General features: G+C 63.7%; 19 protein-coding genes and 1 pseudogene. 15 read left to right on the top strand and 5 right to left on the bottom strand.

All coding sequences use genetic code 11. The features are described from left to right. Window positions 1–32: 32 nt before the first annotated feature. The 8 genes from ACNO8X_RS11965 (at window position 33) to ACNO8X_RS11930 (ending at window position 10,639) form a co-directional block, all read left to right on the top strand. Window positions 33–269: an acyl carrier protein gene (locus ACNO8X_RS11965; RefSeq protein ID WP_418005450.1), complete on the top strand. Its 237-nt coding sequence runs from the start codon at window positions 33–35 to the stop codon at window positions 267–269. 5 nt (window positions 270–274) lie between these two features. Next, window positions 275–1,255 carry a DUF1839 family protein gene (locus tag ACNO8X_RS11960; RefSeq protein WP_418005449.1) on the top strand — a complete coding sequence of 327 codons (981 nt, stop codon included), beginning with the start codon at window positions 275–277 and terminating at the stop codon, window positions 1,253–1,255. 4 nt (window positions 1,256–1,259) lie between these two features. Beyond that, the gene (locus ACNO8X_RS11955) at window positions 1,260–3,632 is read left to right on the top strand and encodes a glycosyl hydrolase 2 galactose-binding domain-containing protein (RefSeq protein ID WP_418005448.1); all 2,373 of its coding nucleotides are present in this window, start codon (window positions 1,260–1,262) and stop codon (window positions 3,630–3,632) included. Beyond that, window positions 3,629–4,060: a 4'-phosphopantetheinyl transferase superfamily protein gene (locus ACNO8X_RS11950; RefSeq protein WP_418005447.1), complete on the top strand. Its 432-nt coding sequence runs from the start codon at window positions 3,629–3,631 to the stop codon at window positions 4,058–4,060. The genes ACNO8X_RS11955 and ACNO8X_RS11950 overlap by 4 nt, the downstream gene beginning before the upstream one ends. 276 nt (window positions 4,061–4,336) lie before the next feature. Then, on the top strand, window positions 4,337–5,518 hold the full coding sequence (locus tag ACNO8X_RS11945) for a hypothetical protein (protein ID WP_418005446.1): 1,182 nt from the start codon (window positions 4,337–4,339) through the stop codon (window positions 5,516–5,518). Window positions 5,519–5,557: 39 nt separating this feature from the next. Then, window positions 5,558–6,940 (top strand): O-antigen polymerase, encoded by a 1,383-nt coding sequence (locus tag ACNO8X_RS11940; RefSeq protein WP_418005445.1) that lies wholly within the window; start codon window positions 5,558–5,560, stop codon window positions 6,938–6,940. A 20-nt stretch (window positions 6,941–6,960) separates the two neighbouring features. Then, window positions 6,961–8,076 carry a right-handed parallel beta-helix repeat-containing protein gene (locus tag ACNO8X_RS11935; RefSeq protein ID WP_418005444.1) on the top strand — a complete coding sequence of 372 codons (1,116 nt, stop codon included), beginning with the start codon at window positions 6,961–6,963 and terminating at the stop codon, window positions 8,074–8,076. 928 nt (window positions 8,077–9,004) lie between these two features. After that, a complete protein-coding gene (locus tag ACNO8X_RS11930; RefSeq protein WP_418005443.1) occupies window positions 9,005–10,639 on the top strand; it encodes a right-handed parallel beta-helix repeat-containing protein in 1,635 nt (544 codons plus the stop codon). A 23-nt stretch (window positions 10,640–10,662) separates the two neighbouring features. On the opposite strand, the gene ACNO8X_RS11925 is transcribed toward ACNO8X_RS11930, so the two are convergent. The 3 genes from ACNO8X_RS11925 to ACNO8X_RS11915 form a co-directional block, all read right to left on the bottom strand. Next, on the bottom strand, window positions 10,663–11,649 hold the full coding sequence (locus ACNO8X_RS11925; protein ID WP_418005442.1) for a glycosyltransferase family 4 protein: 987 nt from the start codon (window positions 11,647–11,649) through the stop codon (window positions 10,663–10,665). A 107-nt stretch (window positions 11,650–11,756) separates the two neighbouring features. After that, entirely contained in the window at window positions 11,757–13,265 is a 1,509-nt protein-coding gene (locus tag ACNO8X_RS11920; RefSeq protein ID WP_418005441.1) for a flippase, read from the bottom strand. A gap of 56 nt (window positions 13,266–13,321) precedes the next feature. Continuing rightward, window positions 13,322–15,094, bottom strand: coding sequence for an alpha/beta fold hydrolase (locus ACNO8X_RS11915; protein WP_418005440.1), 1,773 nt, complete (start codon window positions 15,092–15,094; stop codon window positions 13,322–13,324). A 393-nt stretch (window positions 15,095–15,487) separates the two neighbouring features. Here ACNO8X_RS11915 and ACNO8X_RS11910 point away from each other — a divergent pair, with 393 nt between their 5' ends. Together ACNO8X_RS11910 and ACNO8X_RS11905 are read left to right on the top strand one after the other, a co-directional pair. Beyond that, window positions 15,488–16,579 carry a glycosyltransferase family 4 protein gene (locus ACNO8X_RS11910; RefSeq protein WP_418005439.1) on the top strand — a complete coding sequence of 364 codons (1,092 nt, stop codon included), beginning with the start codon at window positions 15,488–15,490 and terminating at the stop codon, window positions 16,577–16,579. Further along, window positions 16,579–17,625, top strand: coding sequence for a glycosyltransferase family 4 protein (locus tag ACNO8X_RS11905; protein ID WP_418005438.1), 1,047 nt, complete (start codon window positions 16,579–16,581; stop codon window positions 17,623–17,625). Before ACNO8X_RS11910 ends, ACNO8X_RS11905 begins: the two co-directional genes overlap by 1 nt. A 10-nt stretch (window positions 17,626–17,635) precedes the next feature. On the opposite strand, the gene ACNO8X_RS11900 is transcribed toward ACNO8X_RS11905, so the two are convergent. Together ACNO8X_RS11900 and ACNO8X_RS11895 are read right to left on the bottom strand one after the other, a co-directional pair. Continuing rightward, the gene (locus ACNO8X_RS11900; protein WP_418005437.1) at window positions 17,636–18,007 is read right to left on the bottom strand and encodes an EAL domain-containing protein; all 372 of its coding nucleotides are present in this window, start codon (window positions 18,005–18,007) and stop codon (window positions 17,636–17,638) included. Window positions 18,008–18,095: 88 nt separating this feature from the next. Further along, entirely contained in the window at window positions 18,096–19,502 is a 1,407-nt protein-coding gene (locus ACNO8X_RS11895) for a diguanylate cyclase (RefSeq protein ID WP_418005436.1), read from the bottom strand. A 600-nt stretch (window positions 19,503–20,102) separates the two neighbouring features. Here ACNO8X_RS11895 and ACNO8X_RS11890 point away from each other — a divergent pair. The 5 genes and pseudogenes from ACNO8X_RS11890 (at window position 20,103) to ACNO8X_RS11870 (ending at window position 26,339) form a co-directional block, all read left to right on the top strand. Beyond that, window positions 20,103–21,668, top strand: a complete 1,566-nt coding sequence (locus tag ACNO8X_RS11890) for a sugar transferase (protein WP_418005435.1) — start codon at window positions 20,103–20,105, stop codon at window positions 21,666–21,668. A 103-nt stretch (window positions 21,669–21,771) separates the two neighbouring features. After that, window positions 21,772–22,301: pseudogene (locus ACNO8X_RS11885) on the top strand (Chromate resistance protein ChrB). Between the two features lie 69 nt (window positions 22,302–22,370). Then, the gene (locus tag ACNO8X_RS11880) at window positions 22,371–23,573 is read left to right on the top strand and encodes an MFS transporter (RefSeq protein WP_418005434.1); all 1,203 of its coding nucleotides are present in this window, start codon (window positions 22,371–22,373) and stop codon (window positions 23,571–23,573) included. Between the two features lie 548 nt (window positions 23,574–24,121). Beyond that, window positions 24,122–24,325 (top strand): hypothetical protein, encoded by a 204-nt coding sequence (locus ACNO8X_RS11875; RefSeq protein ID WP_418005433.1) that lies wholly within the window; start codon window positions 24,122–24,124, stop codon window positions 24,323–24,325. A gap of 310 nt (window positions 24,326–24,635) precedes the next feature. Then, window positions 24,636–26,339, top strand: a complete 1,704-nt coding sequence (locus tag ACNO8X_RS11870; RefSeq protein ID WP_418005432.1) for a putative bifunctional diguanylate cyclase/phosphodiesterase — start codon at window positions 24,636–24,638, stop codon at window positions 26,337–26,339. The last annotated feature ends 33 nt before the right edge of the window (window positions 26,340–26,372 follow it).

The following is a 26,372-nucleotide window of genomic DNA, read 5'->3' as shown; positions in this document are numbered from 1 at the left end:
TAAAAATGGAACTTGCTCTGTATGATAGAACCATGCGGGAAACGATCGAGCGGGTTTTGGTGGCGCACGGCAGAATGGCCGTCGACCCAACCGGGGTGGCCGACGACGCCGACCTCTACGAATTGGGCCTCACGTCCCATGCGTCGGTGAACGTCATGCTTGCGCTCGAAGACGAGTTCGACATCGAGTTCCCGGACGAAGCCCTGAAGAAATCCACCTTCGCCTCGATAAAGAACATCCAGACCGTCGTCTCGACGCTCGCCAAGTAGGGACCGTGGCATTCACCGCGGTGCCGCAGACCGCAACGGCCCTGCGGATCGACGCCGTCCCCGGGCACTACCAACAGCATTTCACCCATGGCCCCGAACGCATCTGGACTGAGACGAACTGCTACCTCGACCTGTGGATCGAAGTTCTCAACTGCCTTGGGCTGGACCCCGTTCCGACCTTCGCGGCGCTCCTTTCGGCCGATCATGACGGATTGAGCTGGACGTTTGGCAAGCAGCAACCCGAGGATTTGCGCCGCCTCTACGGCATCGAGGTCGATGAGGAGAATTCGTGGCTCCCCTTGCTCGAGCTGATCGAAACCGGGCCTCCCCGCGGTGTGCTGCACACGGTCGAGGTCGACAGCTGGTGGCTTGCCGACACCGCTGGAACCGCGTACCGCACCGAGCACGTCAAGACCACGATCACCCCGGTTCGGATCGACCCCGCGAACCGGCGGCTGCGGTACCTGCACAACGCAGGATTGTTCGAACTCGACGGCGACGACTTCGATGGTGTCTTCGGCCTGACTGCCGAATCCGCGTTGCCACTGCCGCCCTATATCGAAGTGATCCGGCACTTTCCCGACCGCGCTCAGCCCGGTGCCCTGGCCAGCATTGTGCACGAGCACCTTTCGCGCCGACCGGACGGTAATCCGATCGATCGCCTTGCCGCATGTGTCGACCACGCCGCGACCTGGCTGCCCGACGCGGGCATGGCGCGCTTCCATTTGTGGGCTTTTGCCTCATTGCGGCAGTGCGGAGCGTGTGCCGAACTTCTTGCTGATCTGGCCGAGTACCTCGACAACGACTTCCCTGGCGCGGCAGCGGCAGCAGCTCCGCTGCGCGAGGTGGCCGCCGGGGCAAAATCATTACAGTTCAAGATGTCCCGCGTCGCCAGCGGTCGCAAGACTGACGTGTCTCCCATCCTCACGACCATGGCCGGCAACTGGCAGCTCGCACTCGACGTCATCGCCGACGCGGTAGGTTAACCCGATGCTGGAGCGCTGGCAGGTGCTGCGGTGCGACCCGGACACCATCGCGCGGCCCGACGAGTTGGTCGACAAATGGAGTACTGCACCGGTTTTCGAGGCACCGGCAACCGTGGCAACAGTGCAGCAGGGGAATCCCGACGACTACGACTGGTGGTGTCGGACCACGTTGGCGGTCGAGCAGCCGACGAGCATCGACTTCGAAGGACTGACCTTTCCGGCCACGGTATTTCTCGATGGTGTGCCGGTCGCCGAATGCGAGTCGATGTTCCTGCCCACCCGCATCGACTGTGATGCCGGCAATCACGAGGTGACGATCCGATTCGGTTCGATGAATCAGTGGCTGAGAACTCGCCGCCCCCGAGGGCGGTGGCGTTCGGCCCTGGTCGGAACGCCTGGCCTGAGGTGGGCTCGGAGCACGCTGATCGGACGGGCCCCGGTCTACGGGAAGCTCCCTGCTCCCGTGGGCATTTGGCGTCCGGTGACCGCTGTACCAACCCGCATTCACACCGAGGCGACAACACGGGTCGAAGGCAACGTGGTGACGGTGCGAGGTGCCACCAACGCCGCATCGATCCGGCTCACCCTCCGAGACCCGTCCGGCCGTGACATTGCCGATGAGACGACGCCCTCGGCCGATGGTGTGTTCCGATTCGATGTGACCGTCGCCGAACCTCTGCTCTGGTGGCCCAACGGCTATGGGCCACAGCATCTCTATCGGGTCGTCGTCGAAGCCGACGGCGTCCAGGTGGCCGATGAACCCGTAGGCTTCCGAACGATTTCGGTGTCCGACGAACGATTCCGGATCAGAGTGAACGACACCCCGATCTTCTGTCGGGGCGTGACCTGGTCCCCTCCGGATCCAGTGCGGATGTATGCCGACGGCGCTCAGATCTCCGACCAGATCGCGGCCTTCGCCGCTTCGGGAGCGACGATGGTGCGGGTCGTGGGCGGCCTGGCATATGAACAAGACGAGTTCTGGCAGGCCTGTGCCGAGGCCGGACTGCTGGTCTGGCAGGACACCATGTTGGCGACGTTCGACCCGCCGGCGGAGCACGGCGCGCTGATCGCTCGAGAGCTCATCGCAGTCCTGCAACGGGTCTCGGGGAATCCAGCACTGGCGGTGGTCAGCGGCGGCAGCGAGACGCTCCAACAGCCGGAGATGATGGGACTCAGCCACGAGGAGTCCGCAATGGCGGTGATCGACTCGTTGCTACCCGCGGCCGTGGCGCTACATGCTGACGCGCACTACGTCCGGTCCACACCTGCACCACCACCGGGTAGCACCGATCTGGCCATCCGGCCGGACACCGGAACAGCGCATTGGTTCGGCGTCGGCGGCTACCTACAGCCGATCGCCGCAGTACGCAGTGCAGGAGTCCAGTTCGCTGCCGAGAGTCTCGCGTTCTCCAACCCACCGATGCTCGACTACATCGAGCGACATTTCGGTTCCGCCGCAGTGGCTGGTCACCACCCCGAGTGGAAGGCGGGGGTGCCGAGGGACCGCGGATCGTCGTGGGATTTCGAAGATGTCCGCGACTTCTACGCGCAGGCGGTGTTTGGCGAAGACCTGCTGGCCGTCCGCCGCACCGACCCCGACCGGTACCTGCAGTTGGGCCGGCTTGCAGTCGCCACCGCGATGCGTGAGTGCTTCGCGTTCTGGCGGCGCGCAGACTCCGGCTGCAGCGGCGCGCTGGTGCTGTCCGGCCGAGATTTGACCCCCGGCGCCGGATGGGGCCTGCTCGACTCTGACGGCCACGCGAAACCCGCGCTGTCGGTACTTGGCAGGGTGTGGGCACCTGTGGCGGTACTGCTTTCCGACGAGGGCCTGGCCGGCATCCGAGTCGATATTCACAATGACACCGACGCGGCGCTGCACGGTGAATTGACCTTGACTGCAACCAGTTCCGCGGGCGTGACCATCGACGTGACACGGAGTATCGCGGTGCCGGCGGCGTCGTCGATCACATTTGCCGACGCAGAATTATCCGGCCGGTTCCGTGATCTGTCTCATGGCTTCAAGTTCGGGCCGCCAACCGCGGATGCCGTCCAGGTCACGGCGGCATTCGACGGCGGCCCCACACTGCACGACGTGCTGATCACCAATCCCGCGAGCCGGCAGCTCGCATCGTCCGTGACGGCCACCGCTTCGCGTCAGACGGACGACGGTTGGGTCCTCGAACTGATGTCCGAGGTGGCGGTGCGGTACATCGACATCGACATTCCGGGTTGGCGCGCAGGCGACAACTATTTCGATCTGGCTCCACGGCTGCCTCGCCGGATACCGCTACTCCGTCACGATGGCAATGAAACACCAATCGGCACAGTCGGATCGATCGATCTGCGCGCACGAGCTCCGATCCGGAGCCTGACATGATTCCTCCCGAGCTCCAGCTGCCCGGGCATCACATTCGTATCGGTTGCGACGTGGTGAGTCTCAGCGAGATCGAGCACTCCGTATCGACGTTCGGCCCGCGGTTCCTTTCGAAGATCTTCACCGCCGGCGAGCTCACCGCGTGTGCCGGACCGAATCAGCTGCCCCGGCTCGCGGCCCGATTTGCCGCGAAAGAAGCAGCCATCAAGGCGTTTTCGGCGCCCGATCTCCCATTCGTGCCGCGCGAGATCGAGGTGGTCACGTCCAAGCCCCTCGCGACGCTTCGGCTGACCGGCTCGGCCGCAGAGCTGGCCGCTGCGCAGAACTGGCATCAGATCTCGCTGTCGCTGACGCACGCCGAGTGCCACGCCGCAGCTGTGGTGGTGGCGGTCTGCGGCGAAGGCAACACCCGGTCAATCCGCGCAGAGTGACCCGCACATGGCCTGCGCTTCTGTTGCTGTAATTGCACGACCGGTGATTTCAGCAATAGTTTATGAACCTGGATTACGTCCATTCAGAGGCGATGCCAGTCTACGAAATATGTTGTTATACATCAGTTTATTGCCATTCCAGATACTGCCACGAACCGCCTACCGTTGCCGTGATGACAACCCATAGCGATGCCTGTTGATTGGCTAGAAAATTTGCCATATCGCGGCACATTCACTACTGTCTAGCTCACACGAATGGGTTTGGAGGGAGCCGACGTGCAACAGCGACGCAGGACTGCCATTTCGAGATGGATCACGCCGCTGTGGCCGATCACACTTGTCGGCATCGCACTCGGCGCCCTCATCGGCGCATTTGCCTTCGCCCCGAGCAAAGACGTAACCGCCAGCACGGTGATCCGGGTCGACGAGCCGATCGAGGCGAACCAGATCATGCTCGGCACACAGCCCTTGCTCAACACGATGCCGGATTACATGTCCGGAGAATTGGCGTACCTGTCCTCGCCGAGCTACCTGGATTCCGTCGCGAAGAAACTCGCGAAAGGGACGAAACCCCAGGTGTCTGCGTCGCAGACCGGCAAGTCGAACCTTGTCACGTTGTCGGCTACTGCGGCCAACTCGGACGACGCCCGTCATGCCGTCGATGCGGCGGTGACCGCCTACACCGGTCACATCTTCGATCAGAACCAGCAGCGGTATCAGGCCAGTCTCGACGCCGTCAATGCCGTCATCCCGAAACTCGAGGAAGCCCAACGGGCGAGCGAACCGAACGCCGGCCGCCCGACCGATGAGCTCGTCCAGCTCTACTTCAGGCGCACTTCACTCGAAGTGGAGCTGCTGCGGGCACCCGGGGTTCAGACCGTCGAACCAACGCGGATCACGACATCGACCGGACTGCTCTCCTCATCTGTCATCGGCCCGATCGGCGGAGGGCTCGTCGGCGGCATCATCGCGCTGGCCGGAGCCATGGTGTGGCGCACCCGTTCGCGTACCGTCACGTCGGTCGTTCAACTGGACGGGGAAGACCGGTTCGCGCTGCGACCCGTCCTCCGACTCGGCGAACAGGTTGACGAAGTGGCAGCGCGGTCGGTCTATGCGCAACTCCCCCTGCCACGCACGGGAAACATCCTCGTCGTCGGAGCATCGGCGAATTCAGGCAGTACCGCCGTCGCACGGCACATCGCGTTTGCCGCGGGAGAGCACGGCGAGGTGGTCACCGCGGAGCTGACCAACGGCGACAGCGACGCCAGCAGCGCCGAGACCGTGATCCTCGACGGGCACACCTGGAGTACGCCCGTGGCGGTCGAGACTGCCGACAATGCCGACCACATCATCATCGTCGTTCGGATCGGATTCGACACCGCCGACGATGTCGACATCGCGGCACGGGCCATCGCACACCGGGACGCGCCGGTTTCCATCGTGGCGACCCGCGCGTGACACCCCGATCGAGCCGGCAAGCATCTCGGTGATCGCGGCATGCTGACTGCAACGAGCCTCCGGCCCAAGGCCCGGCCGCGCACAGGTGGCGAACTGCGATTGGGCTGGTTGTCACCGGCAGTCGTTTCGCTCGCCGTCGGCTCCAGCGCAATCCTGCTGACCGCATCTATCAGCGATCAGCAATTCCGGACGTACTGGCAGGAGCCGAAGCTCGTGTCGGACAGCATGTTGTGGCTGTTCGAATGCGGCGTGCTCGCGTTCGCCTTCGGCGCGATGATCGTCATCGCTGCAATGCCGTCCCGCGACAACCTGATTGCGGTTTGGCCGGCGCTATCGGCACTGCGGCGCGCGACTCTCGAACGCGCCAGTACCGTACTGACGACGCTGACCGTCGCCGGCTACGTGGGTTTCGCTGTTCTGATCGTCAAGAGTGGACTCGGGCCCGCAGAACTCTTCGGCGGATCCGACCACCCATGGGACGCCCCGGCGAAAACCGCGATCGGCAACATCCCCGGAGTCACCGCCCTCACCCAGGTCGGCATCGCGGCAGTCGTCGTCTCGTCGATTCTCCTGGCGCACGGGTACACCCGCGCCGAACTGGCCAAGCTTCTGATCGTCCTCACGCTGTCGGTACCTCGCTCGTACATCTACTCGGAGCGCCTGGCGATCCTGGAACTGGTGGTGCCGATCGTCGTCGTCGGCTCGGCCTGGCTTGCCACCCGGGACCGCAAGCGCCGCACCGTCGCACGAACGATTCCCATCGCCGGGATCGCGCTGGTGGTCGGTACATTCGCCTTCTTCGAGTACTTCCGCTCGTGGATGTTCTACCGAATGCACGGTGAGGACTCGTTCCCCATTTTTGTGCTGAACCGCCTCGCGGGCTATTACGCGACAGCCATCAACAACGGCGCGGTCATCATCGACCACATGAGCTGGCCGGGCCGCCTACCCTACGACACCCTTGAATCGTTCTGGTCGGTCCAAGGCATCTACCAGGTGAGACTGTATGAGCTCCTCGGCGGCCATGATCGGCCATACCCCAAGACGTTCGACCCGAAATCACCCTATTTCCAAGCTCTCGAGCAATATGCGAATCCCGAGTTCAACAATCCCAGCGGGTACGAAGCCCCGTTCGTCGACTATGGCCCGATCGGCGGCCTGGTGTTCTTCTTCGGACTCGGCATGGTGGCCGGACTGCTGTACCGCCACTTCTGCCGAGGCAGCCTGGGCGGCCTGCTGATCTACCCGATGTTCTTCACCGGACTCGTCGAATGGCCGCGGTACATGTATTGGGTCCAAGGGCGGGTCACCTACGCGTGGGTCAGCCTCGTCGTGGTGATCGCGGCAGTACTGATCGCCGAGCGCAGGGCACGCCGGCGCGAGACAATCTGGCTGAAGCAACCGAGGCATAGTTTGCCGTGATTGTCGGGAAGGAATGCCTCGTGCGAGGTCAGGCAGTGCTGGCAGCGGTGGGAGCCATCGCAATGATGGCAGTGGGTTGCAAGCCGCTCTCAGCTGCGGACAACGGTGACTACCGCGACGACACCGCGTCTCTGCAAGCACAGTTCGACGCGCTCGTACCCGGCGCAACCCTGACGCTGGAGCCTCGGACTTATCACCACAGCGGCATGCTCACGGTTCGGACCCCCAACATCACGATCAATGGCAACGGGGCCACGATCACCGCCACCAACGACGAGACCTCCGCCGTTGACATTCTCGGCGACGGCATCACCGTGATGAACGTAACGCTCAGCGCACCCACGGAAGGCAAACGGTGGATGGGTGAGCAACAGCACAAGCTCGTCGTCAAAGGACAGCAGGCGACCATTTCGAACGTCACCGTGGTGGGGTCCGCCGGCGCAGGGATTTATCTCAGTGGCGCACAGCATTTCGTCGTCCGAGACGTGACCATCGTCGGCACCCGCGCCGACGGGCTGCACATGACCGGCGGCTCAGCCTTCGGCCAGGTGGACAACGTCAAGACCGACCAGACGGGCGACGACGGTGTCGCAGTCGTGTCGTACGACCATGACTCGGCGACATGCCACGACATCGTCGAAAGGAACATCACCGTCGGCAGTACCCGGTGGGGACGTGGCATCACGGTGGTCGGCGGAAACAACGTTGACATCAGACATTTTTCGGTGGCCAACACCAGCTCGGCAGGCGTCTACATCGCCAACGAGGGCAATCCGTTCTACACGCGATCCGTCGAACGGGTCACCGTCGCCGATGGCACCGTGACCGGCGCCAATTGGGACAACAACATCGAGCAGGGCGCCATTCTCGTGTACTCAGGGAACCGCGGGCGATTCGTACACGACGTCGAAGTCTCGGCCGTGACGGTCAATGCCACGAGCGCCCACGCCAACCGCAACGTGGCAATTGTCGACGAAACCAATGGCCGGGATCAGGCGATCCACGGAATCAGATTGTCCGACATCCACCTGACCGCGACCACCGTGGCACCGTTCTACAGCAACGTGCCCGCAGCCAGCTACACAATTACCAACTGGACCAACGACGGCAAGCACATCGACGTCGGTTCGAATTAGCTCTGAATTTGCTGAAACAGAACCGGCAACATTGATATAGGAATCGTCCAGGCTGCGTAGCGACGACCGCTCCGACGTACCCGACTGCCGGTTAGTTCATCGCCGGTGCCACTGCCAGCAAACCGATGCGCATGGTCGACATCCTGGCCGCACGAACCCGCCGAGGGTCGCCATCAGCAAAGAAATCGAACCGTAACTGACACTTTGGCAAAAACCTACTATTAGTACGAATAATAGTTACCCTGCACATTTGCCGAATAATGCGTCATAAAACAGTGATTTTGGCGAATTTTCGAGCCGCCTGGCGACGTCCAATTCTCTGAGATTGTTTTTCAAACACCACACATCCCGACAAATGATCGTCATCATCGTTGCGACAAATGACGGCCGCGTAGCTCTGCGGTCTGACACAGCGGCGAGAGGTCGGCAAATGGACGTCACTTTTTGCATCGGGCGAGTCGGCGCATTGGCAGTCGCGCTGGGCATAGGCACCGCCATCGCCAGTAGTGCCGGAACGTGTACAGCCACCGCAGCACCGGACACCACGTCCACAGCTCCACAGCACAACGACCCCCAGTCCCCCGCGGCTACCAAGCCGACCACCGCGCCGGCGTCGCAGTCCTCGTCGGATGAAGACAAGAGCGGTCCATCCGGACGGGGACGCAACCACATACGCAATCCGAGAACTGGTTCCACACACCCGAACACCACCGGAGCCGACACACCATCAGCAGGAACGTCGCCCTCATTGCGCAAACCACCTTCGGTGCAGAGAACCGCCGCACCAACTACGTCGCGACCGGTATCCGCCCGCGTGCAACCAACTCTCGGCGCCCTCGGGGCCTCATCGCCACAACCGAAGGCGATCCCAGCACAAGCGCCTTCGGCAGCGCCCAGCGGAGCGACGGCAGCCGCAACCGCGGTACACGTGCAATTGGATTCAACCGGCATCACAACTCCGACCGCGCAGGTGCCCACGACGGCGAGCATCACCACCTCAAGCGGTCCGCTGTCGAACGGCAACGCGCCGTCGGCCCCACTCGGTTCACCCATCGCATGGACGATCGCGGCGTGGGTACGACGTGCAGCCAGCCAACTCGAAACCACGACCACCAGCCAGACCCCCACGGCCGCAACAGCTCCCACCATCGCATCGCCCACGGCGGATCAGACCACGACAACCGACCTGGCCCCCGCCAGTGCCGCCCTCCTCAGCGCCCTCAAACCGGTCACCGCGGTCAAGCCCGCGCGCAGCACGCTCGTCGCGGGCACGCCGACGATCGGTACGCCGGACGCCACGACCGGTGCCGTGTCGGGGTCGTTGAACGTGATCAACCGCAGCACCGGGACGATCACGTACACCGTGTCATCGCAACCGAACTACGGCACGGTCACAGTGGACTCCAACGGAACATTCACCTACACGCCAACCCAACTCGCGCGTGACCTGTCCGCGGTGTCGGCCAATGCGAACACGTCGAGCTTCACCGTCATGTCCAGCAGCGGATCGTCCAAGGTGTCCCAGACGGTGACGGTGCCGGTCCTCGCGACGCCGATCACGGGCGACAGCACCGCCGTGCTGCAGGACGTGTTCAGCAATCTGAAGGCCGGCTCAACGCTCACCCTGGCGTCAAAGACCTTCTACCACTCGGGAGTTCTGCAGATCACGGTTTCGGGGCTAACCATCAACGGCAACGGCGCGACGCTGCAGGCCACCAACGACGCGACCTCGGCAGTCGAAGTTCTTGCCGACCACGTGACGATGAGCAATCTCACGCTCGGTGCCAATTTGACCGGCCCGCGCTACTACGCGAATGAACAGCACAAGTTGCTGATCGAGGGCAACTACGACTCGATCAGCAATGTGACGATCAACGGCGCCGCAGGTGCCGGGGTGTACGTCCTGGGTGCCGGTTGGTTCAACCTGACCGGCATCACGGTGAACAACTCACGCGCGGATGGCATTTCGATGACAGGCGGCGCGCACGACGGCGTCGTCAACAATCCGGTCACGAACAACACGGGTGACGACGGGGTGTCGGTCGTGTCCTACGTCGCGGACGGAACGATCTGCTCCAACATCACGATCAACAATCCGATCGTCAACGGCACGACCTGGGGTCGCGGCGTGACTGTGGTTGGCGGGCAGAACATTACGTACAACAACATCAAGGTTTCGAACACCAATGGCGCCGGTGTCTACGTCGCGTCCGAACCCAGTTACGACACGATGGGCGTATCGAACATCATCATCAACGGCGGCAGCGTCACCGGCGCCAATTACAACTCGGGCGTGGTACACGGCGCCATCCTGGTCTACGCCGGAAACGCGGGTCAGCCCGCGACGGGCGTCACCATCGAGAACCTTTCAGTGACCGGAACCGCTCTGACTGCCCAGCGCGAAGTCGGCCTGATCCGGGAGACCGGATCGAGTATGAGCGGAATCATCCTCAAGAACATCAGCTTCGACAACACCGCACTGCCGATTCTCTACACCAACACATCCAGCGGCAGCTACAGCGCGAGCGGGATCACCAAGGGAGGCACGACAGTAATCGTCTGACCGAGCGGCAGCGGTTCGGGCCGCTACTGATTCGGGCTGACGGGCGATGGCAGTAACGCGTCCAACATCGCCGGAAACGCCAGCGTTGCATCGTGGACGGCACAGACCCGTTCGTACGCCCGCTCGATCATTTCGGCGACGTCGGAAGGGTTCTCGAGCACGCGGGTGATTGCCGCAGCCAAGGCGTCCGCGTCCCCGACGGGAACCAACACGCCGGCACCGTCGCGCAACAACCAACTACTGCCGCCGTGATCGGTTGCGATCACCGGTACGCCGACGCTCATCGCCTCGAGCGCTACGATCGGGCCCGCCTCCGGTGAGGTGCTGGCATTGACCAACACATCCCAACTCAGCACGGCCGCGACCGGATCCACATGGCCGAGGAAACGAACCCGACCACCCAACTCCGTGTCCGAAAACCTTTGCAGCTCAGCGCGATAATCATCGTCGGCATGGAAGGCGCTGCCCGCCACTTCGCACTGGACCCCCGGTACGCGGGTGAGCGCCTGCAGCAGCACCCGGTGACCCTTCCACGGGGTGATCACACCCATGATGCCCACCACCGGCTGTGCACGCTCGCCCCGGCGCGCGACGACGCCTGGAAGGTCGACCCCCAACGGCGACACCGAGACGTCGAGCCCGAGCTCTTGAACCGGCAGCGCCGTAGGCGGCGATACCGCCACTGCGCGGCGCACGGCCGGCTTGCCGATCCGGATCATCGCTCGCTGTTTGGCTTCATCGATGGTGTCGTGGACGAGCCACGACACCCCTTGCCGGAGCCGCGCGAGGCGGGCCGCCGGCAGCGCCAATAGGGAGTTCACGATCACCACGTCGTCGGCGCGAACCGTCCGGCGAATGACCACCGCGGCACGCCGCCAGCGCCGCACCAAGGTGCCGACCGCCAGCAACCGCGCCACCCCCGAGGCGCCGCCGAGGTCGAGTTCTTCGATCTCGACGTGCTCGACGCCCTCGGGAAGTCGCTCGGCCAGCACACCCACCGGGCTGATCACGCACACCTGATCGCCACGCTCGCAAGCGACTCGAATCAGCCGCAGCAGAACGACTTCCGCACCCGAGACCCGACCGGCCCGGTTGATGAAAACTATCGAGGCCACGGTCACGCCGCCCGTGCGGGCCGCAGTCGAGACAGCATCTGGCAATCGAGCAGCCTCAGCGCGAACGCACCGCCGACGAACAGCACGACCGAGCACACGGCCACGACCACCCAGGGCACGTGTCCCTGGATGACCTCGGTGAGCGCGCACACCGCGACCGTCAGCGCGGCGATCAGCAGCAGTTTGGCGACAGGTATCAGCCGGTCGATCGGAATTGTCCGCGCCGCGAGCACCCACATGGCGACAAACATCACGATCTCGGTGATGACCGTGGCGCCGGCTGAACCGTTGAACGAAAAGCGCGGAATCAGATACACATTGAGACCGACGTTGAGTGCCAACGCGCTGCATGCCACCCACGGATAGGCGCGTTGGCGCTTGGCGGAAACCAAGGCAACGAGGATGAGGTGGGACAGCGCCGCGAACACCGCGCCGACCAGCAGCATGCGGACGGCGTCTGCACAGACGCCGAACCGGTCGCCATACAGGAACGACACGATCTCGTCGCCTGACGCCCACATCCCCACGACTCCAAGGCATGTCAGCAGTCCGATGGTCACCGCCGACGAGCGCACCCGGCCCCGGAAATCGTCGGTCAACAGCGGCCACGCCGCCACCAACAGCGTTGCCACCGGGGTCACTACGGCCAGCACCGCGTACGACAGCACGTCGGCGAACTTGTAAGCCACGCTGTACAGACCGACCGAATCAAAATGGTCGAGCTTGCCCAGCATCAGAACGTCGACCTTGGACAACAGCGTCATCATGGCCAACCCGATGCTCAGCGGAATGGCTTCCACCAACATCTCGCGCCATAGTTTGATACGCGGCGATTTGGTGACGCGCGGCCCGGCCGATCCGCGTCGGACGCCGATCAATTTCCAGGTGCCGGAGAAGATTTCATTCGCTATCGCGGGCAAGATGAAGATCATCAAGCCGGGGTGGATCGTGGCGATCAGGATGGTCAGGATCAATTGGAACAACTGGGCGAACGCTTCCGCCGCGGCCACCGTCACCATCTTCAACCGGCTCTGGTACAGGACTGACAGCGCGTGGCTGGGTGTGGCGATGACAACGACGAGGCCGGCCAGCGCGGTCGCCCGGATCACCTCAGCCGGGTAACCCATGACAGCGACGTACCCGACCGCGATCCCGTACCCGAGTAGGCCAAGTGCCGCCCGCAGGCCCACAAACGAACTCGCAAACACATCGGCTTCTTCGTCGTCTGACTCGATCAGCCTGCCCAGCACCACTCGGCCCACGCCGAGATCGGTGACGATCGACATCATCCCGAGAAGTCCGAACACGAACGAGAACACGCCCCAGTCCGTCGGCGAGAGCAGCCGGGCGATGAGGACGGTCCCCGACCAACCCATCAGCGCGATGGCGAGGCGGCTCAACAACAACGCGACGGTGTTGCGGCCGACGGCCGCGTGCTCCTCGTCCCGCCGGCGCTCCTGGGCATCGACGCCCGCCGACGCATCGACTTCGCTGCTGTCGGTGGTGCTCACGCCGCCACCGGATTCCACATGCACAATCGCCTCACGCCGCCTACTTCTCATTCCGATCACCGTCGCCCGCAATAGGACGCGGGTGGATCGACATCGCGATGTAACCCGGTCTGCCCAGCGTCTCCGTTGACCGATTCTGCAACGAACTCGGCAAACTCGCGCCGAGCCACCTCCAAAATCCGCGCACTGGCCACATTCTGGATGTCCCGTTGCAGCAACGGGTGGTCACCCGTCGGCGCGAGCGTGATCGAGGGCTCCCAGCCTCGCCGCGCCAGCCGCGCCAAGCCTTGCTGACCACGCTGTTTGTCGAACCATACGTGGTCTTCGGGCGACATGACCATGTCAACGACGATTCTGTTGCGCCTCAGTGCCGAGAGCAGTACTTCGGGCACTTCGGTCAATCCGAACCGCCCCATCAACAGCCACAGCGGATACGGCAACCAACGCCTGACCAGCTTCTTGAACTTGGCCTCCAACGTTCGGGGCTCCGGTGCCGGCTCGACACCGGGGTTCGGCGGCGTCATGCCGATCAACTTCTCGGGCCCGACGGCCTTGTGCCGCAGGCTGTACAGGATCACGTTGACCAACACCACAGCTCGCGCGCCGTACTTCATTGCTCCGATGGCCGAATTCCAAGCACCCGAACAGATTCCGGTCATCATGAGGCGCTCCGCCGGCACTCCTGCCGCCGCCATCGCGTCCCGCACGTCGACATTGGACTCCGGTGAATAGATCGTGGCGAAATCTGCAGTCGCCCAACCGGTGTCACCGGTGCCTCGACGGTCATAACGCACTGCTGCCAGACCGTCCCCGGCGAATTCGCGTGCGGTATCGGTCCATACCCGGCCCGACCCCACCCGGTGTTCGCAAGCGGTGTTGTGGATGAGCAACGTCGGCGTATCGACCGTCGCACCACGCAACGCGGTCCGGATCGCAAATAGCCGGTTGGGCCCTAGCTCGTCCAAGGTTTCGACGATCGCTCGCCCGTCCGGCAGTTGGGCGACCTCGGCCTGCCGCCTGATGGCGGGTACCACCGGATCGTCGCCGTCGGGCATGGCCCGATGCAGCCAGTCTGCGATCAGCACCAGGGTCGACACCGGGATCTTCACCACGAACGTCACCGGCTCCACATACTCGGGCTGCCCCCCGACCGACGCCGACTCGCAATCCATGCTGTCGACCAGTGCCCTGATCTTCGGCTCGGCAGCCCATTCCGATCTGGTCACCACGAACGTCGGCACGGCGACACCCAGCGATTCCGGCATCCGCATGGTCTTGAGAGCCAGCGCGGATTCCGGCGAAAACGTAGTTCCCAGAATCGATTCGCGGTGCACGTCGACCGCGTCTTCGCCGACAGTCATCTTGTACAACGCCCGCTGCTCGCGCAGGTAGCGCCGTCCATCGACCACCGGGTCCCACAAGACCACGGCCGCCAACCCCTCGATATCGCGCGCGCCGCCGGCCGCCAACATGGCGCCCATTCGCAGCCCGATCAAGCCGACGCGTGCCACGCCGCTGGCTCGCAGGTATCCCACTGCGTCGCGAATACTGTCCCGGTAGTCGGTCAGCGCCGTATCGGAGCCCACCGGCCCCGCGGAGTCGCCGGTGCCTCGATAGTCGAACCGCAGCACCGCGAACCCGCGACCGCACAACTCTTGGGCAAGGAGCTTCAGGCCGCGGTACGTGTCGACGTGCTCCTTACCCAGCGGTGGACAGATCACGATGCCGCCTCGGGCCCGGCCGCCCGCCGGGATGTGGAGGACGCCGAACAGCGGCGAGTTTTCGGGGCCGAACCATGTCGGCTGCGTATCGTCGCCGTCCTCATCCACGACCCAGAGCCCCCTCGGTGATGTCGAAACTGTTGCGTCGTCCGCTCACGACCTGGCCGCCCGGGAGTCGGACAAGCCGATGCGGTCGACGACGTCCAAGATACACGGCCGATCCCTCTCAGTGTTCGCTAGAACTGCGATACCAAACACTTTTAGCCCTCGGGATCGTGCTGGGGCAGCGTTGCTGCCAGCATGAAATCGACGACCACAGACAACCGTGCGTGACCCATATGCCAATTGACCTCGCGATACTTGTTGCAGGTGAAGTGTGGCCGCTGTTGGCGAATCGCGGCGTTGCGCTCCGAACTGGACCATGCCACCTCCACCAACTACGGTGTATGACAAACAGCAACTAGATATTTATTTGCTAGAAATCGTCATCGGAGGCGCGCAGTGGCAGACCCCGACTCCGCGTTGGGCATCGTGGCCAACAGGCAGCCGTCGATCATTCACGTCGCCGAATCGTTCGCCAGCGGTACGGCGTCGGCGATCGGGGACTTCGTGCGCAACTATCCCGAGGCTGAACATCACCTCGTCTACTCGTTTCGCGACGAAGCGGGATTGAACATCGACGAGCTGACGTACTTCGCAACGAAGACCCCGATGCCTTCGGGAACAATCGCGCGTATTCGGTTCCTGCGACGGTTCCTCCGCAAGTCAGCGGGCGACTTCATCGTGCACGCCCATTCGAGCATGGCCGGCGCCTACGTACGCGCCGCTGTGCGCCGATCCACCGGGCGCCCACTGGTTTACACCCCGCACTGCTATTCATTCGAACGACTCGACGTCTCGTGGCCGGTGCGGCAGGGCTTCCGGGTCCTCGAATGGTTGTTGTCGTTCAACACCACCGCCTACGCAGCGTGCTCACCACGCGAGGCCGAGTTGTCACGGTGGCCGCTCAGCTCGCCACGAGTCGTCACCGTGCCGAATGTGCAACCACCCGGTCTACCCCAGAGCGGCCCGCCGACTACCGTTGCCACGTTGCGGATCGTCGGCAACGGCCGACTCGGCCCGCAGAAAGATCCAGAGTTCTTTGCCAAAGCGTTCCATGCTGCGGCGCAAGCACATCCAGGATTGGAAGCCGTCTGGATCGGCGGCGGTAGTGAAGGAGACATCGAAAATCTGCGCGCGCACGGAGTCGAGGTGACGGGTTGGCTGACGCGCACCGAGGCTCTCGAGGTGATGGCCACGTGCGATCTCTACCTGCACACCGCGTCATGGGAAGGGTTCCCGATCTCCATCATGGAGGCCGCGGGCATCGGCTTGCCGGTGGTGGCACGTCGCCGGGCATATCTGCGCGGCGTCGATCTGCCGGTGATCCTGGACCGCCCCGAAGATCTGGCCACCGCCATCGGAGATCTTCGCCAGGCCGGAGCGCTCGCGACACTGCGGCAGCAGACCGCCGTCGCGTTGGCCGGAAATTCCGACACACAGCAACGGACGGCGCTTCGCGCCCTGTACGAACCGCTGAAAGGAAGACCGTGATGCAGCGGGTACACGTAAACGGAAAGTGGTTGGCGCAGAAGCTGACCGGCACGCAACGCTACGCCACCGAAATCGTCCGGGCCGTCATCGACAGCGGCAACACCGAACTGGTGGTCCACGTGCCGGCCGACGCAGAAATCCCCGATTGGATGTACACGCCGCGGGTCGAGATCCGGCAATCCCGCACCACCGGTGTGGTTTTCGAGCAGGTCTACCTCCCGGCCGCAACCCTTGGCGCGCTGCTGCTCAACTTTGCCGGACCAGCCCCGCTGGCGAAACGCCGTCAGGTCGTCACCATGCACGACGCCACGCCGTTCCGCTTCCCGCAGACTTTCCGCAAGGCGTTCGTGGCGTTCTACCTCGTCTCGTACTCCTTGCTGGGGCGATCGGCTCGACACCTGATCACGGTGTCTCACTTCAGCGCCCAGGAGCTGAAGGACGTATTGGGTATCCGCTTGGAGAAGTTCGTGGTCGCAGGGTGCGCCGCGAACGTACTGACGTCAGTCGAGGCGCAACGGCCCGAGCTGGCCCCAGACGGACCGTTCTATCTGATGGTCGGAACTCTCGCGGTGCACAAGAACCTGCCCACACCCGTGCAGACGGTCACCGATTCCGGCCGCACGATCGTCGTCGTCGGCGCATCCGGCAACGATCAGGTATTCAGCCAGGCATCTGGCATATCAACGAAAGCTGTTGTTGCCGGACGCCTTTCAGACGCCGAACTCGCTTGGTTGTACCGCAACGCCCAAGGCCTGATCTTCCCGTCGAGATATGAGGGTTTCGGCCTCCCACCACTGGAAGCCCAGACTCTGGGCTGTCCGGTGATCACGTCGAACGCGGCATCGCTGCCCGAGATCGCCGGCGACGCCGCACTCTATTTCGATCCAGACGACATGCCGGGCCTGCTTGCCCAGCTGGATCGACTCGAGACCGAAACGGGTCTGGCGGACAGCCTGCGTCGGCGCGGCCTGACGAATGCTCGCCGCTACTCGTGGGACGCCTCTGCCCGACGGATATTGGACAGCGTGGGAATCACGGCGCCGTAGCACGGACGCATCAGCACCCGACTCCAACCGGACGCGTTGCGCTGGAAGACATCCCGGGTCCACGCCGGAGCCAGGGAAGCACGTCGCTGAACGCGATGGGCGGGCTGAACAGATACCCCTGGGCAATGTCGCAGTTGAATTGCTGTAGACGAGCGACGGTCTGGTGATTCTCGACCCCCTCCGCCACCACTCCGGCACCCAAATTGTGTGCGAGAGTGACGACAGTGTGCACGATTTCGGCAATGCGCTTGTCATCGAGTATCGACGCGACGGATTGCCGATCGAGCTTGACTTCGTCGACGGGCAAATCCCTCAGATAGCTCAGCGTGGAATAGCCGCAGGCACTTTTCCGCCCACACACGATGGCATTTCCAGCCGCCACGAACTCAACCCGGCGCGAACAACCGCCGCCAGCCGACAGTCAGCAAACTATTGCTATCGTCAACAGTCGGCGGAAGACGAGCGGCGTGTCAAACCCATCCAGGCAGCGCAGCTTCCCGAGCAGTCGGTTCGTCCCGTTGCGACAGAAGCGGCGCATCGTCAGCCTGGGCGGGGGTAGCCAGCGAAAGCTCCTTCGGCCCAATGCAATCACTGGATTGAACGCTCCGCGCCGGTTTCGCTTCCCAACCTCTGCGACTCACGGACGCGGGGGACCTCGCCGAGTCATCACACGACACCGCGGGGCCCGAACAATCGCACACCGCGTCATCGCTCACAAGCAACGACTGCCGGGTTGTCGCGTCACCTCCACCACGTTTCGCCACGAACATCGCATGATCGGCGCACTCGATGGCGGCGCTCAACACCGATTGCGGATCGGCATCATCGCCGGCAAACTCTGACAACGCAATCGTGGCGACGCCGATACTTGCCGTTACCGGAGCCACCTCGGCGGTGGCGGAAACGGCCGAGCGCACCCGTTCACTGATGATGGCCGCCTGCCCGGGCCAAACGATGTCGACGACGACGAATTCCTCACCGCCCACCCGGGCCACCAATGCATCGTGCCGAACGTTGGCCGCAATCCGCTGCGCACTACGCACCAACACTTCGTCGCCGACCGCGTGGCCATAGGTGTCGTTGATGCTCTTGAACCGATCGAGGTCGATCACCATCACCAGCACAAATGTGCCGGGAACAACATCAGTCGCCCGATCGGTGAGCAGGCTGCCGATGCGCAGATTCAGGCCGCGGCGATTGAGTAGCGCGGTGAGCTGGTCGGTCACCGAATCGTGAGCGTCACTACGCAAGACCCAAATGCCGAACTGGACGACCGCGGGCACGACGACGAACGATGCCACCGCCACCAGCGTCTTTGCGGCCGCAAGATAGGGATCACCGTGCGGTCCGACGGCGATCGACACGGCGAACACCGCTGTCACTGCAAGGACCCAGGTCGTGTGCAACGCCAGCGCCTTCGGTCCCTCGAAGAACTTGACGTAGACGGAAATGAGCAGCAGCGCATTCAAGCCGAAGAAGCCGGCCAGCCGATCGGAGTCCATCAGCGCAACGGCGGTGATCCCGAGGTCTGCGTAGACAATGAATGCGATCGATACCGCGCGTGACGGCCAGGGCCCGAACCACCACACCAACGCCCATATCGCCGCTGACGCGGCGAAGCCGGACGAAGCGGCCCGAGCGAGGTCCGTCGTCGGTCCCGCCGGAGAAAGCTGGATGACGATCGAGATGAGCGCGAGCAAGGCCGCGCACGCCCCGACGAGCAGTTGCACGCCACCGAGCAACCCGCGTTGGGAGAAGTACCCAATTTGTGCGTCGTAATCCACTGGAGCGGACCACCAGGCGCGCGCCAGGCGAGCAACAGCCAACAACTCGCGCAGCCTTGCCAACACGTCCGGACCCCATTCCAGGTGAACCATCTGGACAAGGGCCTCCCCCAGCCCCGCAACGTACGCTAGCAGGGGATGCTAGTCGACCACTAAATCTATGCATGTCAGTGCGTTACATCTGCTTATGTGGCTAACGCTGCGCAGACGGCACAGGGTCTTCACGAAAGCCATCCGGCAGTCATACGCCGAACGCCGTCCGCCACCCCCGCGCGAGGCCCGGTTGTCCGGCCCGAACCGACGATTCGTTTGCCAGAAACGCACCAGCCCGACGTGCGCCGCCCCATATGCCTTTGCGATCGGCGTGCCCGAAATTCTTCTGCCCGGTTCACAGTCGGTGGCGCCGTGCCCCAATCTCCGTAGCGACGCAGCTCAATGACGGCGTCCTGCGCGTCGCCTTGCGGGCGGGGATGCGTGTTGTGAGGTACACAACACCGGTTGGTTAGCTGCCCTACTTGCCGTAAGCAAACCATAGGTATAACTTTGCTACATCCGCAGTTGCTAACACAACATCGGAGGCGCGTCGCCACCGTGGGCACGCACACAACCCCAGGACCGCCAGGATTCCCTACGCCGGCCACCGGGGTTGCGCCGACCAAGTGTGTCCCGCCCAGCAGAGAGCCGACCGCAGCCATGTCGACACCCACCGCCACAAAACCCCAGTTCAAAGCACGACATACGCCCACCGCCGACACCGTCACCACACCGTCCGAGGCACTGCCGACACCGGCCATCCACAGCAACCGCGGACGCTCACGACGTGAGCAGCGTCACGCAAAAATCGCCCGAAAACTCATTTTTAGCGATGCACTAGTTATTTGCTGTTCTGTCATTTTCGGGCAAATTGCGCGGTTCGCCACCACCGCCGGCCACCCCGTCTACGTCTCCTGGGACTCCGGTCCCCACATCCGCTACATCGCCGTCTCGGCCACCCTGGCGGTGCTCTGGATGGGCTTTTTGTCCCTGGGCAGCCGCTCGGCGAAGATCGTCGGCCGCGGGCTCAACGAATACGTCACCCTCGTCGCCGCCACTTTGCAGCTGTTCGGCCTCATCGCCATCGCCACCACCCTGCTGCGCATCGAAATCTCCCGCGGTTACCTGGCCATCGCGCTGCCTATGGGTCTCTTCGGCCTGATCGTGACCCGGTGGATGTGGCGCCGCATCAATAGCCGCAAACACCGCAACGGCCGGAACCAGAGCAAACTGTTGGTCGTCGGCGCCACCAACGCCGCGGCCGACATCGCCACCGAATTCGCCAAAGACCCCTGGGCCGGCTACCACGTCGTCGGCTTCTGCACGCCGATGGGACCCGTCCACGGCAAAGAGGTCATCACCGTCGCCGGCGACGACATCCCCATCGTCGGGTGCGACGAAGCCATTCTGGACGCGGTGCTGCGCACCGGCGTCGACACCGTCGCCCTTGCCGCCACCCACCACCTGACCCCGGTCGCCATCCGGCGGTTGATGTGGGAGCTGGAAGAACACGGCGTCGACCTGATGGTCGCCCCCGGCCTCATCGACATCGCCGACCAACGCCTCACCAGCCGACCCGTCGCCGGCATGGCCGTCTTCGAAGTTGCCAAACCCCAATACAGCCAAGCCAATTCATTGATCAAGCGAGCCTTTGACGTACTATTCGCGGTCACCGCGCTGATCGCCATCGCACCAGTGATGATCGTGACCGCCCTGGCCGTCAAACTCACCAGTGCCGGACCCGTCTTGTACCAATCCGAGCGCATCGGTATGGACGGCGTGCCATTCCGCATGACCAAATTCCGCAGCATGTACCAAGACGCCGACTCCCGCCAGGCCGAAATGATCGCCGCGAACGGTGGCGGTGCGATGTTCTTCAAGATGAAGGATGACCCCCGCGTCACCGCCGTCGGCAAGATCATCCGCAAATTCAGCATCGACGAACTCCCCCAGTTCCTCAACGTCCTCACCGGCCACATGAGCGTCGTCGGCCCCCGCCCCCAAGTCCGCCGCGAAGTCGACACCTACGACGACCTCGTCAGCCGCCGCCTCACCGTCAAACCCGGCCTCACCGGACTCTGGCAAGTCAGCGGCCGCTCCGACCTCAAAGTCGAAGACGCCATACGCCTCGACCTCACCTACGTCGAAAACTGGTCACTACTCCAAGACATCCTCATCATCACCAAAACAATCCGCACCGTCCTCGCCGGCAACGGCGCCTACTAACCATCGCCTCAGTTCCGACTGCGAAAGCAACGTCGAACTATCGATACACACAACCCAGAAGCCTCCGTTACATTCTCCGTCGCGATAAGGGGCGTGTCGCGTCGTGCGTTGGCTGATACTGGTGGTGCGCATACCAACCGACCCGTCGCGGCACCGAGTTGCAGTGTGGCGCGAACTGCGCAGGGTCGGCGCGCTGCAGATCGGCCAGGGCGTCTGGGCGGTGCCGGATGTGCCCGTTTTCGCCGACGGCGTCGCCCGGGTGGTCGAGCTTGCGCAGCGCGGCGAGGGCGAGGTCTTGACACTCACCGCGGAGGGGCACGATGAGCCGGACGCGGCTCGTTTGCAGACGATGTTCACCGCCGAACGAGCGGAGGAATGGGCCGAATTCCTTTCCAATTGCGCCAAGTTCGACGCCGAGATCGACAAGGACATCGCAGCGGGCAAGTTCACGATGGCAGAGCTGGAGGAAGAAGAGCAACCCTTGAGCAGCTGCGCCGCTGGCACCGAGATGTCAAGGCCCGCGACGTTTTCGGTGGTCCGACCGCCGACGAAGCGGATCAGCAACTCAGGCATTGCGCGGACCGACTGGCCGACTACACCGAACGGGTCTTCCAAGCCCTCCACCAGCTGTGACCGGAGTGAGCCGACGAGCTTGGACGACCGGATCGATGGTGGCGGCGTCGACTTGCCCCGCGAGTCCCGATGACACCGGGACCCACCAACAGCATCCCCTCGTCCCGAGCACAGCTGCTGCCGTTGTATGCCGCCGGTTTCGTCGCCGCGTTCGGCTCTTTCGGTACCGCCGCCAGTTTGGCCGGATACCTCCAGTTCCAGCACACGAATCTGCTCGCCCTGGGTGTGCTCCTGGCGACCTATAGCTTCGCCGAAATACTGTTCAAACCGGTGTTCGGAGCCCTTGCGGATCGGATCGGCGCGCGCCCCGTGGTGATCGGCGGCCTGGTGGTATTCGCCGTGGCCTCGGCTGCATTTGTCGTAGCCCACAACCTTGAACTGGTCGGATTGGCACGATTCGGTCAGGGTATTGCCGCGGCAGCCTTCTCCCCGACTGCCGGCGCCGTCATCGCCCGATTGACGCCGACAGCCCCGCGCGCGCTCGACAGCTACTGCGCGTGGAAAGCGCTGGGTTACACCCTCGGCCCTCTCGTCGGCGGCGTGCTCATCACCGTCGGCGGCTACTCGTCGCTGTTCACCACACTGGCTGTACTCGCCAGCGCGGTGGCCGGATGGGTCGCACTGGTCATGCCCGCCGTCGACATGCCGCCCCGGACTCGCCTGACCGTCGTCGACTTCGCACGACGACTGTCCAGTGGTTGGTTCCTGCGCCCCGCCGCAGCCTTGGCCGGCGCCTCTGCTGCACTGGCCGTTGGCGTCGGATTCCTCCCGGTCTTGGGCGCACGGGATGGCCTCGGACCGCTGTCGACCGGCCTCATCGTCTCCGTGTTCGCCGCCACCGTGACGACGGTGCAACCGCGCGTCGTCCGCGCCCGCGAATCATGGCGCCTCGCAGACCACACCGGGATGGCCATCGGATTGATCGTGGCCGCATCGGGGATTGCTGTCGCAGCGATGCTTCCGGGCACCGGCGCCCTGGTATGCGCCGCGGTGATCACCGCCATCGGCATCGCGCTGATCACTCCACGCGGATTCGCATATCTGACCCGCACCAGTCCCCCGGACCTGGCCGGACAGACCACGGGCGCCGCCGAAATCGGCCGCGAACTCGGCTACGCGTGCGGGCCGCTGCTCATCGGCGGCGTCTCGGCCGTGGCACCTCTGCACATTGGACTGCTCGCCATGACGGTTCTCTTGGCCGCATTCGCCAATCTGCTCGCCTTGGCCCGCCCCGGACCAGTAGACCGGCCGAACGGTGGCCTCGACTCCTAGCCGCGCCGGCGGTAGGTCCGCGCCGAGCTCAGCACGATCAGGCTGCTTCTCGTCACATCCGTGAGTATTCGGGTCGAATACCTGCCGCACTATCGACCGCAACATCAAACTCTAGTATCTTTGCCAAAAATGCACATACAGGTACGAAAGGCTCGCTCGAGTAGGAAGACGAGATAGGGTCGATGTCGCAGCAGGCAGATGGCCTCAGCCAGGACTACGCAGGTCATAGCAAACATCCAGAGACAACTGTGCCCCCTTCCCAGGCGATCAGCGAATCGGGGACCACCGGTTCATCGTTGGCATTTCCCGAACGTCACAATGTTAGCCAGACGCGGCAACAGCAATCACATCGGAGACGGTCTACGGTCGATCCGGCGACATTTGCAGAACGACTCAATCGACTGTTCGACGCAATCCGGCCCCCTGGTCAGCGCCCCATCCGAAACTCCGAGGTCATCCACGCGCTCTCGGAGCGTGGGTACAGCTTGTCTGCGGCGTACCTGTCGCAACTCCGAACCGGCTCCCGAAGCCACCCCGATCCCGATGCCGTGAGCCAACTCGCACAGTTCTTCGGAGTCCGTCGTGCGTACTTCACCGGCGAAGACGTCGCCTATGTCAACCTGGTGGACAGCGAGCTGCACTGGCTGAAGCTGGCACACGATCGCGATGTCCGCAGCATCACTTCCGCATTGCTGGGCGTGCCCCCCGAGGTCTGCGAAGAACTGTTGCGTGCCGCCGAGCACCGTCGCTGATCAGCCCCGCCAGCGACGGCCGACAACGGTCGCGCCAGTCCCGCGAACCCACGCCGACGGCGCCATATACGCGCAGATCGACCGCACGCGAGGTAATGTAACGACAGTCACTTCTAGTTGCTACACGCCGCTAGTACCGCCGGTTACCGCAAAGTCAGTTCGGCGGGGTCCGGCAGTGGAACAACGCGCTGGTAGCTCCATCGCCGGCCGTTAGCCAGGATAGCTACAGGACGATCGGGAGTCGGCAATCAGCGCGCGCAAATCGGTGAGTAGCGGCGGGGACGCTGGCGCATCCGCCGCCGATGCCGCTGTGAGTGAATTGCCCGAGCTCTACCGGCACTCCCTCGAGGCCGCCAACACCCGATTCGCAGCGCTGGTCGAGCGCAGCTTCGACGTCATGGCAATAACCACCGCAGATGGCTTGGTCACCTACATCAGTCCGGCCTGCACAACGATGTTCGGATTGCGCCCGGAGGAACTGACCGGAGCACATCTCGCCGACCGTGTGCACCCCGACGACGTGCGGAAGGCTCGTCGGTGGTGGCGTCGGCTCGGGGCAGGTGAGCTCGAGGTCGCGTCGTTCACCTGCCGGATGTGGCACACGCAACTGGGCTGGCGCCACATCGAGCAGACCGTCACCAGCTACCTGTCCCACAGCGACGTCGGTGGATTGGTAACCAACGCGCGCGATGTCACCGATCAGGTCGACACCCACGCGCGGCTGGAGCACCAGACCTTGCATGACGCGCTCACGGGCCTACCGAACCGGGCCTTCTTCCTGGACCGCCTCGAACGCACCATCGCCGGCGACACCCACGACGCCGAATCGGCCGTACTGGTCATCGATCTGGACCTGTTCAAGCAGATCAACGACACCTTTGGACATGTGGTTGGCGACCGCGTACTGATCACCACCGCCGAGCGCATCCGCGCAGTTCTGCGAACCACCGATAACGTCGCCCGACTCGAGAGCGACGAGTTCGCCGTGCTGGCCGACTGCGCAGACGGACGTACCGGGGCAACAAAGATTGCCGATCGGATCGCGGCAGCGGTCGCCGCTCCGATCACGATCGACGGGCAATCCGTATCGGTGGGATGTTCGATCGGGCTGGCCGTCCCGCGCGCCGGCGATCAACCCGAGGCCGTGCTGAATGCCGCGGACTTGGCGATGCACCAGGCGAAAGAGCGCGGGCGCAACCGCATCGAAATCGACGACCAAGATCTGCACACACGGACTCGGCAGCGCCTGGAAATCGAACAGGCAATTCGATGGGCACTACGCCACGACGGCGTCCACCTTGTGTACCAGCCGATCATCGACCTTGATACCGGATTCATGTCGGGGGTCGAAGCGCTGGTGCGGGTCCGCAACAACGCCGGCGACATGCTCACGCCCGAACAGGTCATCCCGATCGCCGAAGACAGTGGGCTGATCGTCCCGTTGGGCGAGGCCATTCTCGACGCGGCGTGTGCACAACACGAGCGCTGGCTCGCCGCGAATCAACCCATCGACCGGATCGCGGTCAATGTGTCGGCCCGGCAACTGGAATCGCCGACATTCGTCGGCCGCCTCACTGCGATCTTCGCCGACCATCACGTGCAGCCCGACCGGATATGTCTCGAAATCACCGAATCGACACTCATCACGAGCGGCTCACCGGCACATCACAACATCACGGCCGTCAAAGACGTGGGTGTTCAACTGGCGCTGGATGATTTCGGCACCGGCTGGGCCAGCCTGGCGCATCTGTCCCAACTCCCCTTCGACGCCATCAAGCTCGACGCCCGATTCATATCTGGGCTCGGTACCAGCAGAACTGACGACGAAGTAGTCAAAGCCGTCATCGGCCTCGGCCGGTCCTTGGGCATGACCGTCATAGCCGAAGGGGTTGAGACGACTCAGCAAGAGAGCATGCTGCGCCAATTCGGCTGTCGATACGCACAGGGCTTCCGGTTTGCGCGACCGGTTCCCGGTGAGCAACTTGCCACCATGACGCAGCTGCTGCGGCGCTGACAAGCGCCCCTGCACTTCAGGCAGGGACCGACG

Source organism: Mycobacterium sp. PDNC021 (genome assembly GCF_048282635.1).
Lineage (GTDB): Bacteria > Actinomycetota > Actinomycetes > Mycobacteriales > Mycobacteriaceae > Mycobacterium > Mycobacterium llatzerense.
This window is presented reverse-complemented; position numbering and strand designations above follow the sequence as displayed.